The following is a 15,342-nucleotide window of genomic DNA, read 5'->3' as shown; positions in this document are numbered from 1 at the left end:
ATCATCCAAATTTTTTTTTTTTTTTTTTTGGGTTGGTTTTTTTTTTTTATAACTAACACCACATAACACCCCCCACACACCGCCGGGGGGGGGGCGCGCCCGGGCCCCGGCCCCCCCCCCCCCCCGGCACCGTCCTCCCACTTCCCGAGGTATTCCCAAGGAGGCCGGCCGCCGTGACGGTCGCCGTACAGATCCAGCTCCCCCGGATCCCCGCCGCGCGGCACCTCGCCCGGGGCGCCCTGCTCACCCTCGCCGCGCTGCTGCTGGGCCTGACCGTCCAGCTCCTGCTGCTCAGCGGCCTCCAGCAGCGCGCCGCCCAGCAGGCCGCCCACGACGCCCTGCGCGCCACCCTCGCCGAGGGCACCGCCCCGGTCGCCCAGACCAACCAGCAGGGACAGTTGCTCGCCCCCGGCACGCCGGTCGCGCTGATCGACATCCCGGCGCTCGGCGTCCACCAGGTCGTTCTGGAGGGCACCGACTCGGCCGTTCTGGCCGACGGCCCCGGGCACCGCCGGGACACCCCGATGCCGGGTCAGTCGGGCACCACCGTGCTGATGGGCCGCGCGGCCGCGTACGGCGGACCCTTCGGCGCCCTCGACCGGCTGCACGCCGGCGACACCTTCAGCGTCACCACCGGTCAGGGCAGGGCCCGTTACCGCGTGCTGGACCTGCGCCATGCCGGTGACCCGGCCCCGGCCGCGGTGGCCGCCGGGAAGGGCCGGCTGGTCCTGGTGACGGCCACCGGTGTTCCGTACCTCCCCCGGGGGATCCTGCGGGTCGACGCCGATCTGGTCGGTACGCCCGCCCAGACCCCGGCCGCCACCATCCAATCCGGCACCCTGCCCGCCTCCGAGGAGCCCCTCGCGGGCGGCGACGGAGTGCCCTGGCCGCTGGTGATGTGGCTCCAGGCGCTGGCGCTGGCCTCGGCCGGTGCCGTGTGGGCCTGGTACCGCTGGGGCCGCCACCAGACCTGGATCGTCTTCGCGCCGATCGTCGCCGTCCTCGGCCTCCAGGTCGCGGGCCAGGCCACCCAGCTCCTCCCCAACCTCCTCTAAGGGCCAAGCCGATGACCACTGACACCGCAGTCCTCCCCCTGGTGACCACCGCTCCCGCCGCTCTGGACGCTCGGGCCGTCTCCGCCTGGTTCGGCACCCACAAGGTCCTGGAGCGCGTCACCCTCACCATGCCCGCCGGCCAGGTCACCGCCCTCATCGGCCCGTCCGGCTGCGGCAAGTCGACGTTTCTGCGCACCCTCAACCGTATGCACGAGTTGATCCCCGCCGCCCAGCTCGCCGGCGAGGTCCTCTTCGACGGCGAGGACATCTACGCCCCCGGGCGCCGCCTCACCGACGCCCGCCGCAACATCGGCATGGTGTTCCAGAAGCCGAATCCCTTCCCCGCGATGTCCATCTACGACAACGTGATCGCCGGCCTGCGCCTCACCGGGGTCCGCGCCTCCCGCCGTACCAAGGACGACCTCGTCGAGGAGTGCCTCACCCGCGCCGGCCTCTGGAAGGAGGTCCGTGACCGCCTCCGCCGCCCCGGCGGTGCGCTCTCCGGCGGCCAGCAGCAGCGCCTCTGCATCGCCCGCGCCCTGGCCGTGCGGCCCCGCGTCCTGCTGATGGACGAACCCTGCTCCGCCCTGGACCCCACCTCCACCCGCCGCGTGGAGGAGACCATCCAGGAGCTGGCCAGCGACGTCACCGTCGTGATCGTCACCCACAACATGCAGCAGGCCAACCGCGTCTCCCAGCAGTGCGCCTTCTTCCTCGCCGAGCAGGGCACCCCGGGCGGCATCGTCGAACACGGCCCGACCGACGGAATCTTCGGCGCCCCGAAGGACGAGCGCACCGCCGACTACGTGGCGGGCCGCTTCGGCTAGGCCCTGTCCCCCTTGGTTGCCTCAGTTGTCGAGGATCGTGCTCAGGAACTCCGCGGTCCAGGTGAGCAGTTCACGGCCCACGACCGGCTTGCCGCCGATCCGGGCGGTGGTGGGGCGAGGCACCAGCACCTGCTTGGTGGCGTGCTTGATGACCGTACGGGGGTGGAGCCGGCCGAGCCGCAGCTCCTGGGACTCGCGCAGCTCGACGGGCGAGAAGCGGACGTTGTTGCCCTGCAGGGTGATGTCGGAGACGCCGACCTTGCGGGCGAGCAACCGGAGTCCGGCGACCAGGAGCAGGTTCTCGACGGGCTCGGGGAGCTTGCCGTAGCGGTCGGTCAGCTCCTCGCGGACGGCGGTGATGTCGGCCTCGGAGTTGGCCGCCGCGATGGCGCGGTAGGCCTGAAGGCGCAGCCGTTCGCCGGGGGCGTAGTCGTGGGGGACGTGGGCGTCGACGGGGAGCTCGATCTTGACGTCGAGGAGGGTCTCCTCGGGCTCGCCGCCCTCCTCCAGGGCGCTGCGGTAGTCGGCGACGGCCTCGCCGACCATGCGGATGTAGAGGTCGAAGCCGACACCCGCGATGTGCCCGGACTGCTCGCCGCCCAGCAGGTTGCCGGCGCCGCGGATCTCCAGGTCCTTCATGGCGACGTACATGCCGGCGCCCATCTCGGTGTGCTGGGCGATGGTGGCCAGCCGCTCGTGGGCGGTCTCGGTGAGCGGCTTCTCCGGCGGGTAGAGGAAGTACGCGTAGCCGCGCTCGCGGCTGCGGCCGACGCGGCCGCGCAGCTGGTGGAGCTGGGAGAGGCCGAAGTTGTCGCCGCGCTCGACGATGAGGGTGTTGGCGTTGGAGATGTCGATGCCGGACTCGACGATCGTCGTGGAGACGAGGACGTCGAACTTCTTCTCCCAGAAGTCGACGACGACCTGCTCCAGCGCGCTCTCGCCCATCTGGCCGTGGGCGGTGGCGATCCGGGCCTCGGGGACGAGGTCGCGGAGGCGGGCCGCCGCCTTGTCGATGCTCTCCACCCGGTTGTGGATGTAGAAGGCCTGGCCCTCGCGCAGCAGCTCGCGTCGGATGGCCGCGGCGATCTGCTTCTCCTCGTACGGGCCGACGAAGGTGAGGACGGGGTGCCGCTCCTCGGGCGGGGTGGTGATGGTCGACATCTCGCGGATGCCGGTGACCGCCATCTCCAGGGTGCGGGGGATGGGGGTGGCGGACATGGTGAGGACGTCGACGTTGGCCCGGAGCTTCTTCAACTGCTCCTTGTGCTCGACGCCGAAGCGCTGCTCCTCGTCGACGATGACCAGACCGAGGTCCTTGAACTTCGTCTCGGAGGAGAAGAGCCGGTGGGTGCCGATGACCAGGTCGACCGAGCCCTCGCGCAGCCCCTCCAGGACGGCCTTGGCCTCACTGTCGCTCTGGAAGCGGGACAGGGCCTTCACGATGACGGGGAACTGGGCGTAGCGCTCGGAGAAGGTCGAGAAGTGCTGCTGCACGAGCAGCGTGGTCGGCACCAGGACGGCGACCTGCTTGCCGTCCTGGACGGCCTTGAAGGCGGCGCGCACGGCGATCTCGGTCTTGCCGTAGCCGACGTCGCCGCAGACCAGGCGGTCCATGGGGACCGACTTCTCCATGTCCTCCTTGACCTCGGCGATGGTGGTGAGCTGGTCGGGCGTCTCCGCGTACGGGAAGGCGTCCTCCAGCTCGCGCTGCCAGGGGGTGTCGGGGCCGAAGGTGTGGCCGGGGGCGGCCATGCGGGCGGAGTAGAGCCGGATCAGGTCGGCGGCGATCTCCTTGACGGCCTTCTTGGCGCGGGCCTTGGTCTTGGTCCAGTCGGCGCCGCCGAGGCGGTGCAGGGACGGGGCCTCCCCGCCGACGTACTTGGTGACCTGCTCCAGCTGGTCGGTGGGCACGAAGAGCCGGTCGCCGGGCTGGCCCTTCTTGGCGGGGGCGTACTCGACCAGCAGGTATTCGCGGGTGGCGCCCTGGACGGTGCGCTGGACCATCTCGACGTACCGGCCGACACCGTGCTGCTCGTGGACGATGTAGTCGCCGGGCTGGAGGGTCAGCGGGTCGATGGTCTTACGGCGCCGGGACGGCATCCGGCCCATGTCCTTGGTGGAGGACTTCTGGCCGGACAGGTCGGTCTCGGTGAGGACGGCGAGCCTGAGGCCGGGGTCGATGAAGCCGTTCTCGATCGAGCCGGTCGCCACGTGGACGACGGACGGCTCGATGGCGGCCGCCGGGAGGTCGGTGTCCAGCCGGGCGGCGATGCCCTCGTTGCCGAGGACCTCGACGATGCGGGCGGCCGGGCCGTGGCCCTCGGTGACGTAGACCGTACGCCAGCCCTCGGCCAGCCAGCCCTTCGTGTCGGCCAGGGCGCGGGCGGTGTCGCCCCGGTAGACCTCGGGGGCGTGCATGCCGAGCTTGACGGTGTCCCCGTCCAGGTCCTCCGCGTCGGCGGCGAAGGGGCTGATCGTCCACCAGGGCATGCCCAGGTCCTGGGCGTGTTCGCGGACGTCGGCAATGCCCCAGAGGCTGGCCGCGCCCAGGTCGATCGGTGCCTCGCCGCCGCCTGCCGAGGCGGCCCAGGAGGCCTCCAGGAACTCGCGGGAGGTGGCCACCAGGTCGGCGGCACGGGTCCTCACCCGCTCCGGGTCGCTGACCACCGTCATGCTGCCGGCCGGCAGCACGTCGAGCAGCAGCTCCATGTCGTCCACCAGCACCGGGGCCAGGGATTCCATGCCCTCGACCGCGATGCCCTCAGCGATCTTGTCGAGCAGTTCGTGCAGCTCGGGGTGCAGCTCCGCGAGAGCCGCGGCCTTGTTCCGTACGTCCTCGGTCAGCAGCAGCTCGCGGCAGGGCGGCGCCCACAGGCCGTGCTCGGCCACTTCCAGGCTGCGCTGGTCGGCGACCTTGAAGTAACGGATCTCCTCGACATCGTCCCCCCAGAACTCCACCCGGAGGGGGTGCTCCTCGGTCGGCGGGAAGACGTCCAGGATCCCGCCGCGCACGGCGAACTCGCCGCGCTTCTCGACCAGCTCCACCCGCGCGTACGCGGCCGCCGCGAGGGCGTCCACGACCTCGCCGAGGTCGGCGTTCTGCCCGCTGCGCAGCGCCACCGGGACCAGGTCCCCGAGGCCCTTGACCTGCGGCTGCAGTACGGACCGGATGGGCGCCACGACGACCTTCACCGGCCCTGCGGTCGGGTCGTCGGCGCTGGGGTGGGCGAGCCGGCGCAGGACGGCCAGCCGGCGGCCGACGGTGTCGGAGCGGGGGGAGAGCCGTTCGTGCGGCAGGGTCTCCCACGCCGGGTACTCCACGACGGAGTCGGACGGCAGCAGCGACTGCAGGGCCGCCGCCAGATCCTCGGCCTCGCGGCCGGTGGCGGTCACCGCGAGCACGGTGCGGCCCGTGCGGGCCGCCAGTGCCCCGATGGCGAAGGCCCGCGCCGCCGGCGGGCCCACGAGGTCCACATGCGCACGGTTGCCCTCCCGGGCGGCCTCGACCGCCTCGTTCAGCGCCGGATCGCCGACAACAACATCGAGCAGACCGTTCAGGCTCATGAAGGCTTTCCGTCCCAGGGGTGGACAACGCGAACCGCCCGACACGTCGAACGGGCCGGGGTGTCCCAGCGTACGACGCTCCACCGACAACGCGTGCCAAAGCCGTCGGCCCCGGGTGCGGTGCGCACCCGGGGGCCGACGGCTTTCCCCGTTCCCCCGTGCTCCCCCCGGCTTGTGGGTGGCTAGTCGGTGGCGATGGCGTTGAGGACGTTCATCCGGCCGGCCCGGAAGGCCGGGACCAGCGCCGCCGCCAGGCCGACGAACGCCGAGCCGACGAAGACGGTGATGATCGTCGTCCAGGGGATGTCCAGCACGCCCAGCCCCTGCAGCGCCAGCAGCTTCTGGGCGGTCGCGCCCCAGCCCAGGCCGAGCCCGAGGCCCAGCACCGCGCCGAAGAGGGCGATGACGATCGACTCGAGCCGGATCATCCGCCGCAGCTGGCGCCGCGACATACCGATCGCCCGCATGAGGCCTATCTCCCGGGTCCGCTCGACGACCGACAGGGCGAGCGTGTTCACGACGCCGAGGATGGCGACGATGATCGCCAGCGCCAGCAGCCCGTAGATCAGGTTCAGCAGCTTTCCGATCTGGTCCTTCAGCGCCTGCTTGTAGTCGGCCTGGTCACGGACCTGGATCTGCGGGTAGTCGTGCATCTTGGCCTTGAGGGCCTTGTAGGCGGCGTCCTGCTGCCCGCTCTGGGCCGCCGCGAACATGATGTCGTCCATCGGCATCTTGGCGGCGGGCACGTACTTCGCGGCGGTCGTGATGTTGATGTACATCGCGCCGTTGTCGAAGGCGGTGTCCTTGGAGGTGATCGCCGCGACCTTCAGCTTGGCGGTGGCGCCGTCCTTGAAGGCGACGCTCAGCTCGCTGCCGACCTTGATGCCGTTCTTGTCGGCGAACTTCTCGCCGACCGAGATCGCGTTGGCGCCGTACGCGTCCGCCAGCTTGCCCGCGACCGTCTTGACCTGCAGGTCCTGGGCGTAGCTCGGGTCGGCGGCGGAGAGCAGCGTGTCATTGAGGAGGAGCTTGCCGGCCGGTGAGGACACATCGGCCCTGACCGCCTTGTAGTCGGTGACATGGGCGAGCCCCGGCACGGACTTGATCGCCTTCTCGACCTCCGGGCTGATGGGGTTCTGGCCGTCGCCGGACTGGATGATGAAGTCCGCGCCGACCGACTTGTCGAGCTGGTCACTGGCGGAGGCCACCATGGACGAGCCGACCACCGACAGACCCGCGACCAGCGCGAGCCCGATCATCAGTGCGGCAGCCGTGGCACCCGTACGACGCGGGTTGCGCAGTGCGTTGCGCTCGGCGAGCCGGCCGACCGGGCCGAAGATCCGCAGGACGCCCGCACTGATGACCCGGACCACGACCCCGGCCAGCAGCGGGCCGATGACGACGAAACCGACCAGGGTGAGGACCACACCGAACGCCAGCAGCAGGCCGCCGTTGCCGGCCTTGGTCGCCTGCGATGTCCCGTACAGGGCTGCCGCACCCGCGGCGGTGAGGAACAGGCCGATCGCGGCGCGCACCCTGCCCGACCTGCCGTCGCTGGGGGTGCCGGCGTCGCGGAGGGCGGCCATCGGGGAGATCTTGCCTGCCCGGCGGGCGGGCAGGTAGGCGGCGAGGACGGTGACGATGACGCCGACGGCCAGCCCGATGATCGGGGTGGTGACCTTGATGGTCAGCTCGGAGGTGTCGAGGTTCATGCCCGCGCTGCTCATGAACTTCATCAGGCCGATCGCGAGTCCGACACCGCCGCCGATGCCGAGGAGCGAGCCGACGACGCCGAGCAGCGTCGCCTCGAGCAGCACGGACGCGTTGACCTGCCCGCGGCCGGCGCCGATGGCGCGCATGAGGCCGATCTCCCTCGTACGCTGCGCGACCAGCATGGAGAAGGTGTTGACGATGAGGAAGATCCCGACGAGGACGGCGATCCCGGCGAAGCCCAGCATCGCGGTCTTGATGACGCCCAGGAAGGAGTCGATGCCCTGCTTGCTCTCGGCGGTGTGCTCGGCCTGCGTCTGGATCTTGTAGCCGGAGCCGAGGTCGGCGGCGACGGCCTTCTTCAGCTGCGCGTCGCTGACTCCCTTGTCGGCGTCGAGCATGACGGACGTGAAGACGTTCTTCGCGCCGAGCAGCTTGGTCTGCGCGGTGGCGGTGTCGAAGTAGAAGACGGCCGCACCGGGGTTGGTGGTCTTGAAGGTCGTGATGCCGGTGATCTTCGCGTGGAACTCACCGGGGCCGGCGATGATCCGCAGCTCGTCGCCGAGCTCGAGGTGGTGCTTCTTGGCGGTGTCGGAGTCGACCATCACCTCGGTCGGGCCGCGCGGGGAGTGGCCGGAGGTGATGGACGCGGCCTTGAGCTCGTTGACGTCCCAGTTGGTGCCTAGGGTGGGGGCGCCGGAGGTCGGGCTCAGGTTGTTCGTGTGGCTGTCGACGACCGTGAGAGCCGAGGTGTCCGCCCCGCCGACGGCCGACTTGACGCCGGGCACCTTCTCCAGCCGGGTGAGCGTCGAGGCAGGGAGGGTGGCGGGCTTCGCGGTCCTCTGCCGCTCGTCGGCGCCGGGCGCGTCCTTCGAGCTGACGGTGACGTTGGAGGCGGTCGCCGCGAAGAGCTTGTCGAAGGTCGAGGTCATGGTGTCGGTGAAGACGAGCGTGCCGCACACGAAGCCCACCGACAGCAGGACGGCGATGGCGCTGAGCGCCATGCGCCCCTTGTGCGCAACGAAGTTGCGCCTCGAGGTCTTGACGATGGTCATGAGGTCCGCCCGCGCGCGTCGAAGTCCTTCAGGCGGTTGAGAACCGACTCGGCGGTCGGGTTGGTCATGTCGTCCACGATCCGGCCGTCCGCGAGGAAGAGCACGCGATCCGCGTACGAGGCCGCCACCGGGTCGTGCGTCACCATCACGATGGTCTGGCCCAGCTCGTCAACCGACTTGCGGAGGAAGCCGAGGACTTCGGCGCCGGCCCGCGAGTCGAGGTTTCCGGTCGGCTCGTCGCCGAAGATGATGTCGGGGCGGGCGGCGAGCGCCCGGGCCACGGCGACGCGCTGCTGCTGACCGCCGGAGAGCTGGCCGGGGCGGTGCTTGAGCCGGTCGGCGAGGCCGACGGTGTCGACGACGCGCTGCAGCCACTGGCGGTCGGGCTTACGGCCGGCGATGTCCATCGGGAGGGTGATGTTCTCGATGGCGTTGAGCGTCGGGAGCAGGTTGAACGCCTGGAAGATGAAGCCGATGTGGTCCCGGCGCAGCTGGGTGAGCTTCCTGTCCTTCAGCTGCGTGATCTCGATGTCGCCGATCCGGATGTGCCCGCTGGTCACCGTGTCGAGGCCGGCCAGGCAGTGCATCAGGGTCGACTTGCCGGAGCCCGAGGGCCCCATGATCGCGGTGAAGCGGCTGCGCTCGATGTCGACGTCGACCGCGTCGAGCGCGACGACCCGGGTCTCCCCGGAGCCGTACGCCTTGGTCACCTGGCGGGCACTGGCGGCAGTGGCCGAACGCTCTCCGCTGCCCCCGGACTTGGGAATGGTCACTGCCGTTGTCACGGTCATTCTCCTGATTCGTCGACGTGTGTCGTCGTTCTTGGCGTACTCGGCGTTCTGGCGCTCTTGGCGTGCGTCATCAGCTTGGCTTCGGCGCGAGGGTCGGGGCGATGGTGCGAGTCACCCTTTCGACCCGGGGGCTAGCCCCACCACCAGCCCCACGAAAAGGCTAGGGAGCGCAGGTCCGCGGCGGCTCCTCCCCCGGGTGGAACCGGGGGGTGGAGAAAAGCAGGTGAGTCCCCTAGGGGTTGTCCACCCGGAGGTGGACCCGCCTCCGGGTCGAGCCTGCGCCCTCCCGCTACGGGAGGCTCAAGCTCCGGCGCCCGGCCTGCGCGGATACCCGCTACCGATCATCAGGGCGGCCGTGGAATGGTGTGGCGTACACGCACCAGGGGAGGGTGAGAGATGAGCGGCCCCGTCGAACACGCCGAAGGCACCGGTCGGGCCGCCTCGCAGGACGGAGCCGGACGCCCGCCCAGCCGGAGGCCGGTCGTCGCCGGGCTGATGCTGGCGATGGCACTGGCCGCGATGGACTCCACGATCATCTCCACCGCCGTCCCCCAGATCGTCGGCGACCTGGGCGGCTTCTCGGTCTTCTCGTGGCTCTTCTCCGGCTATCTGCTCGCCGTGACGGTCACCCTCCCGGTCTACGGCAAGCTCGCGGACACCTACGGCCGCAAGCCCGTGCTCGTCGGCGGCATCGCGATATTCCTGGTCGGCTCGCTGCTGTGCGCCGGCGCCTGGGACATGGCCAGCCTGATCGCCTTCCGCGTGCTGCAGGGGCTGGGCGGCGGAGCGATCCAGGGCACGGTGCAGACCGTGGCAGCCGATATGTACGGGCTCAAAGAGCGCGGGCGGATCCAGGCGGCGCTGTCCTCGGTGTGGGCGGCGTCGTCGGTGGCCGGGCCGCTGGGCGGCGGGCTGCTCGCGGAGTATGCGGACTGGCGCTGGATCTTCCTGATCAACCTGCCGATCGGGCTGGTGGCGGTCCTGCTGATATCCCGCCATCTGCGCGAGTCGGTGGCCGCCCGCGCCCGGCACCGCGTCGACTGGCCGGGCGCGCTGTGGCTGTTCCTGTCCGGCGGGACGCTGATCGTGGCCCTGGTGGACGGCGGATCGGCCCGGCTGTGGCTGCTGGCGGGCAGCGCGGTGTTCGGTGCGCTGACGGTGTGGATCGAGCGGCGGGCGGCCGAGCCGATCATCCCGGGGTGGGTGTGGCGGCGCCGGGTGATCGTCGCGGTCAACCTCGCGCTCGGCGCGCTGGGCGTGATCATCGTGGCGCCGACCGTCTTCCTGCCGACGTACGCCCAGGCGGTGCTCGGCCTCGGGCCGGTCGAGGCGGGCTTCGTGCTGTCGGTGATGACGCTGAGCTGGCCCATCTCGGCCGCCTTCAGCAACCGGGCGTACCTGCGGATCGGCTTCCGCGACACCGCCGCCATCGGCATGGCAGCGGCCACGGCGGTCCTGGTCGCGCTGGTGATGCTGCCGTACGCAGGGCCGGCCTGGCAGCCCGCGCTGGTCATGCTGCTGCTCGGCGGCGCGCTCGGCTTCTTCCAGCTCCCGCTGATCGTCGGCGTGCAGTCCACGGTGCCGTGGAGCGAACGGGCCACCGCCACCTCGTCGGTGCTCTTCTGCCGCCAGGTGGGCCAGAGCGTCGGCGCGGCCGTCTTCGGGGCCGTCGCCAATGCCACGCTCGCCGACCGGCTGCCCGGCGGCGCCCCCGACACGGTGTCAGCCGCACTCAACGCCCACCCGACCGACCTGCTGCGCCACGCCATCGCCGCCGCCGTCACGCATGTGTACGTGGGCGCCGCGCTGGCCGCCGCCCTCGCGCTGGTCATCCTGCTGACGGTCACCCCGCGCCGCTTCCCCGTGCTGGCGGACGCCAAGGGCGCTACGGAGTGAGGCGCCGGGGGCGCAGGCCCAGGGCGAGCGCGGAGAGGGCGGAGTCGATGGTCGGGCCGAGGTACCAGTCGCCGGTGTGATCGAGGGCGTAGACCCGGCCGGTGGCGTCGATGGCGAGCTGGGCGTGGCCGGAGGCCTCCTCGCCGAGCGGGCAGACCTCGGTGTCGAGCGCTCGCCCGAGGTCGCCCAGGGTCCGGGCGAGGTGGAGCCCGGACAGTGGGTCGATCCGTACGGCGGTCGGCGCGACATGCCGCCCCGGACCGGCGGCCGGCGGCACGGTGAGTCCGCCGAACTCGGCCCAGGCCTCGACGGCGGCCGGGAAGACCGCGTGCTCGTGACCGCCCGGCGAGGTGTACGCGCGTAGCGTGTCGGCCCAGACCTCGGCCTGCCGGATGTCCCAACGGCCAGGCTGCCAGCCGCAGGAGCGCAGCGCGGCGTCGACGCCGGCCGTGAAACGGGTACTCACGTGGCTCCCGGATCGAAGGGTCGCACCCCGAAGTGCGAGAGCAGCGGCAGGCATGACCGGCACGGCGCCGCGTAGGAGCCGTGCACCGGGTCGCCGTCCTCGCGGATGCGGCGGGCCGTCAGCTTGGCGCCCTTGAGGGCCTTGCGGGCCTCGCCGCTGGTGAGCGGCTTGCGGGAGGCGCGCTTGCTGCGTCCGGCGTCGACGGATTCGAGGTAGCGGGACAGCAGTACGGGCTCGGGGCAGCGCCCGGCGAAGCGCTCACGCTGGGCGACGGGCAGCGTGTCCAGTACGTCCTGCACCAGGGGATGCAGCTCCGGCGGTTGCTCGGCCTTGCTCCCCGTGCAGGTCAGGACCTCGTCCCGGACGGAGAGCGCGGCGGCCACGGCCGGCAGGATGCCGTCCCGCCGATGCCGCAGCACGGGCGGCGGCGCGGGCTCTCCCGCTCGCCAGTCGAGCCGCGGATCTGTGCTCTCCGCGGTGTCCTTCGTGTCCATGTCGGTGCGCCCTCCCGTGCTCACCATGCCAAACGGATCAGGTGATACGGAAGTCGCTTGTGGGAAGAGAGATAGCTTTTGTGCCGGATGTCACGACTCGGTGCCGCTGCGTGACCAGGCAACTCGCCGACAAATCAACGGACTTGGGACGCCCGGTCCGGTAACTCCCTCAACCGCTTCACCGGAAAGAGTGTTGTTCATCAGGCCGCGGTTCCCGACCCGGCCTGACCTGAACATACGGTTGCCCCACACCATAGGCTGTGCCCAACAGCCAGCTTCAGCATGGGGGCATCCGCAATGACGACAGGTCGGCCCGTGAAGCAGGCCGCGCCACCGAACGCGGCCTACGCCGGACAGGTCGTGCACTTCCCGGATCCGGTCCGCGCCGCCCGCCACCCGCACGGGGTGCCGGTGGACGAGCACGGATACCCGGACTTCACTCCGTACGCGCGGGCCGCCGCCGAGATCGCCGAGCCCCCGGAGGGCTTCGGCATCGACGAACTCCGGCTCACCGACTACGTATCGGCCAATGCCGCGCTGCACGCGGCGGGGCACGAGCTGTGGGGCAGCCTGCCGCCGGTCGCCACCCCGCACGGCTGGACCTGGCACCACGTCGCCGGCACCCGCCGCCTGGAGCTGGTCCCGGTCGAGGTCAAGGCGCTGCTGCGGCACCACGGCGGCCTCGCCGCCTCCCCGGCCGACCACGCCAAGCGCGGCACACGGCCGCTGCAGGAGACCGGGCCGGTGCACTTCGGACTGCCGAAGGACCCGGTCGCGGTGACGGAGGACCAGCTCCGCGACGTCGAGGAGGAGCTCGGCTACCGGCTGCCCGGCTCGTACCGTACGTTCCTGAAGGCCGCGGCCGGCTGCGCGCCGCGCGGGGTCGCCCTCGACCCGCAGCTCGGGCTGTTGATCGACCAGCCGTTCTTCACGCTCCGCGACGAGGCCGCGCTCAACGACCTGGTCTACGTCAACAAATGCCTGCGGGACCACCTGACCAAGGACTATCTCGCCGTCGGCTACGTCCAGGGCGGCGTGCTCGCGATCAAGGCGCGCGGCGACGACGCCGGGTCGGTGTGGTTCTGCCCGTACGACGACGTGCGCGACGGCGACGACTGGGCCTCGACACAGGAGCGCATCGAGGCGCTGCTGCTGCCCTGCGGCGAGAGTTTCGACGCCTTCCTGCTGCGGCTGGCGGGCAATCCCCCGGAGCTGGAGACGGTGGCGAACCTGATGGTGGACGGCGGCTTCGCACACGCCGTCCCGGTGGAAGGGTGAATCGGGAGATGGTCACGTTCGCGGAGGCGCAGGAGCGCGCCGAGCGGTGGATCAACGGTGACGTCCCGGCCTACCAGGCCCGCGAGGTGCGGGTGCGGGAGTTCGAACTCGGCTTCGTCGCCTGGAGCGAGCCCCGCGAGGACGGTCCCACGACCGACGACGGCGCCATGCGGATCGTCGTCGCCCGGGACAGCGGGGACGCCACGCTCTGGCCCGCGCTGCCGGTCGGGGAGATCATCCGGCGTTACGAGGAGGCCTACGGCCCCGTCCCCCAGGACGCGGTCCCGCCGTCCGACGCGCCGCCCGAGCGGCTCGACCTCGAAGCCACCTCCTTCCTGCTGAGCCCGCCCCAATGGCTCCAGGACGCGGCCGACCGGATCGGCATCCCCGACCGCCGCACGGCCCCCTCCGGCGGCACCCCCACGCCCTGGCGCGACGCCAACAACAGCACCGCCGCCGACGCCGAATCCGTCGCCCCGCCCGCCACGGTCTTCGCCCCGCCCGCCCCGGAGACTCCGGTGACCGCGGCCCCGCCCGCACCGGTGGCCGCAGCTCCGCCGACCGGACCCGGCGCACCGCTGCCGCCCCCCTCGGGCCCCAGCGCCCCGCTGCCGCCGCCCGGCTTCCCGGGGGCGTCGGTGGGCCCGCCGCGCGGTGCCTCGGACATCGCTGACGCCGAGACGTCGAAGGCCGGTGGCGGCAGCGTGCCCCCGCCGCCACCCCCGCCCGGGGTGCCCGGCGTCCCGCCCGGCGGCGTCGCGCCCGCACCCGCACCGGTCAGCGGCTACGTACCGACCCAGATGGTGCCCCAGCTGCGCCCGAACGGCCCCGGCGGCCTGGACGGTCCGCCGCCACCGCCGCCCCCGGGCGTGCCGCGCGGCGCAGCGCCCGGCCGTCCGCCGGCCCCCGGCGACGTACACCACGCCGCCACCATGCTGGCGTCCCCCGGCGGGCCGCCCCCGCCGCCTCCCCCGCCGATGCAGCAGCAGATGCCGCCGCAGGCACCGCCGCAGGCTGCTCCGCCGGCGCAGCCCCAGGGCGGCGGCTACGGCTACCCGCCGCCGCCCGCAGGCGTGCCCGCCGTGGGCCCGGGTTACATGGCCGTCCTCCGTTACCGCGCGGCCGACGGATCGGAGCAGCAGCTCATCCGCCGCTCGGCCCCCGGCACCCCGCACCCGGAGTGGCAGATCCTGCACGAGCTGCGCGCCCTCGGCGTGCCGCCGCAGCAGGTCCTGGAGCTCCACACCGAGCTGGAGTCGTGCGACCTGCCCGGCGGCTACTGCGCCCGGATGGTCCGCGAGACCTGGCCGCAGGTCCGGATCAGCCACACCGCCCCGTACGGGAAGGACCACGCCGGCCGCCAGCAGGGCGTCCAGCACCTCCTGACCCACCTCGCCGAGCTGCACCAGGTGGCGGGCGCGCCCGCGGTCACGCACCCGCTGCGGGTGCCGATGCCGAACCCGGCGCAGGTGCAGCGCATGCCGCCGATCCCGCTGGACGGCATCGGGCACGAGCTGGCCCAGGCCTTCGGCCCGCAGGGCGTCTTCCGCTTCGACCAGCGCGCGGTGTCGCGGCAGGGCGTGCCGGACATCGTCGCCCAGACCCTGACCTGGTCGGGGCTGCCGGTCGATTTCGGGCCGTTCTTCTGGGCCCAGGCCCAGCCGGGCCGTCCGGTGCCGACGCTGGCCGAGCTGGCGGCGGAGCGCGGCCTGCAGCCGGGGCCGGACGCGGGCTCGTATCTGGTGATGGGCAATGACTTCGGCCGCCAGCTGTGCGTCCAGTACGGCACCGCGCACATCGTCGCCGTACCGCTGGAGGCGGCGCCGGGCGGGCAGCCGGCCGTGCCGCAGTTCGTGAACACGAGCCTGCCGGAATTCGCCCGCTGCCTGGCGCTGCTGGGGCGGATGTGGCGGCTGCGGCTCGGGCTGACGCCCGATCAGGCGGGCCGCTGGACGGTCGACTTCCAGAACCAGCTCGCCGCCCTCGACCCGGCGGCGATCGCCTCGCCGGACCACTGGTGGGCGGTGCTCGTCGAGCAGATGTGGGACGGCCTGCTGTAGCGGCCACCACACGGTCCCTCAGGGGCGCGTTTCGTCAGCGATGACGAAACGCGCCTCTTTTGGGTATGCGTAGGTCGGAGTGTCGCGTTATGGACAAATAGGTCAAGTCAATTTAAATGGGCGCGAGCATACGACGAGGGGCATCG

The 15,342-nt window shown here is 71.8% G+C and carries 10 protein-coding genes; 5 read left to right on the top strand and 5 right to left on the bottom strand.

The window, feature by feature from the left end:
- Positions 1-173 precede the first annotated feature (173 nt).
- Both ACFXJ5_RS29940 and ACFXJ5_RS29935 read left to right on the top strand, forming a co-directional pair.
- Entirely contained in the window at positions 174-1,055 is an 882-nt protein-coding gene (locus ACFXJ5_RS29940) for a sortase (RefSeq protein WP_384637746.1), read from the top strand.
- An 11-nt stretch (positions 1,056-1,066) separates the two neighbouring features.
- A complete protein-coding gene (locus ACFXJ5_RS29935; RefSeq protein ID WP_384637744.1) occupies positions 1,067-1,882 on the top strand; it encodes a phosphate ABC transporter ATP-binding protein in 816 nt (271 codons plus the stop codon).
- 21 nt (positions 1,883-1,903) lie between these two features.
- On the opposite strand, the gene mfd is transcribed toward ACFXJ5_RS29935, so the two are convergent.
- The 3 genes from mfd to ACFXJ5_RS29920 form a co-directional block, all read right to left on the bottom strand.
- On the bottom strand, positions 1,904-5,446 hold the full coding sequence (gene mfd / locus ACFXJ5_RS29930) for a transcription-repair coupling factor (protein WP_384637741.1): 3,543 nt from the start codon (positions 5,444-5,446) through the stop codon (positions 1,904-1,906).
- A 182-nt stretch (positions 5,447-5,628) separates the two neighbouring features.
- A complete protein-coding gene (locus ACFXJ5_RS29925; RefSeq protein WP_384637738.1) occupies positions 5,629-8,211 on the bottom strand; it encodes an ABC transporter permease in 2,583 nt (860 codons plus the stop codon).
- Entirely contained in the window at positions 8,208-8,996 is a 789-nt protein-coding gene (locus ACFXJ5_RS29920) for an ABC transporter ATP-binding protein (RefSeq protein WP_384637735.1), read from the bottom strand. Before ACFXJ5_RS29920 ends, ACFXJ5_RS29925 begins: the two co-directional genes overlap by 4 nt.
- Before the next feature lie 402 nt (positions 8,997-9,398).
- Here ACFXJ5_RS29920 and ACFXJ5_RS29915 point away from each other — a divergent pair, with 402 nt between their 5' ends.
- Complete coding sequence (locus ACFXJ5_RS29915) at positions 9,399-10,898, top strand: MFS transporter (protein WP_384637732.1); 1,500 nt, start codon at positions 9,399-9,401, stop codon at positions 10,896-10,898.
- On the opposite strand, the gene ACFXJ5_RS29910 is transcribed toward ACFXJ5_RS29915, so the two are convergent.
- A complete protein-coding gene (locus tag ACFXJ5_RS29910; protein WP_384637729.1) occupies positions 10,888-11,418 on the bottom strand; it encodes an SUKH-3 domain-containing protein in 531 nt (176 codons plus the stop codon). The two genes, ACFXJ5_RS29915 and ACFXJ5_RS29910, sit on opposite strands and share 11 nt — an antisense overlap.
- Positions 11,361-11,858, bottom strand: a complete 498-nt coding sequence (locus ACFXJ5_RS29905) for a YwqJ-related putative deaminase (protein WP_384637726.1) — start codon at positions 11,856-11,858, stop codon at positions 11,361-11,363. Before ACFXJ5_RS29905 ends, ACFXJ5_RS29910 begins: the two co-directional genes overlap by 58 nt.
- A gap of 297 nt (positions 11,859-12,155) precedes the next feature.
- Between ACFXJ5_RS29905 and ACFXJ5_RS29900 the strand changes: the two genes are divergently transcribed.
- Together ACFXJ5_RS29900 and ACFXJ5_RS29895 are read left to right on the top strand one after the other, a co-directional pair.
- Positions 12,156-13,136 (top strand): HNH endonuclease, encoded by a 981-nt coding sequence (locus tag ACFXJ5_RS29900; protein WP_384637724.1) that lies wholly within the window; start codon positions 12,156-12,158, stop codon positions 13,134-13,136.
- An 8-nt stretch (positions 13,137-13,144) separates the two neighbouring features.
- Entirely contained in the window at positions 13,145-15,196 is a 2,052-nt protein-coding gene (locus ACFXJ5_RS29895; protein WP_384637718.1) for an SUKH-4 family immunity protein, read from the top strand.
- Positions 15,197-15,342: the final 146 nt, after the last annotated feature.

This window comes from Streptomyces sp. NPDC059373, from assembly GCF_042751495.1.
Lineage (GTDB): Bacteria > Actinomycetota > Actinomycetes > Streptomycetales > Streptomycetaceae > Actinacidiphila.
Note: the sequence above shows the minus strand (reverse complement) of the source record. Positions and strands in the feature narration are given on the sequence as shown.

Coding starts and splice junctions, on each gene's coding strand:
- ACFXJ5_RS29905 (WP_384637726.1), bottom strand. CDS start 11,858: ATGGACACGAAGGACACCGCGGAGAGCACAGATCCGCGGCTCGACTGG.
- ACFXJ5_RS29915 (WP_384637732.1), top strand. CDS start 9,399: ATGAGCGGCCCCGTCGAACACGCCGAAGGCACCGGTCGGGCCGCCTCG.
- mfd (WP_384637741.1), bottom strand. CDS start 5,446: ATGAGCCTGAACGGTCTGCTCGATGTTGTTGTCGGCGATCCGGCGCTG.
- ACFXJ5_RS29935 (WP_384637744.1), top strand. CDS start 1,067: ATGACCACTGACACCGCAGTCCTCCCCCTGGTGACCACCGCTCCCGCC.
- ACFXJ5_RS29925 (WP_384637738.1), bottom strand. CDS start 8,211: ATGACCATCGTCAAGACCTCGAGGCGCAACTTCGTTGCGCACAAGGGG.
- ACFXJ5_RS29895 (WP_384637718.1), top strand. CDS start 13,145: ATGGTCACGTTCGCGGAGGCGCAGGAGCGCGCCGAGCGGTGGATCAAC.
- ACFXJ5_RS29900 (WP_384637724.1), top strand. CDS start 12,156: ATGACGACAGGTCGGCCCGTGAAGCAGGCCGCGCCACCGAACGCGGCC.
- ACFXJ5_RS29910 (WP_384637729.1), bottom strand. CDS start 11,418: ATGCCTGCCGCTGCTCTCGCACTTCGGGGTGCGACCCTTCGATCCGGG.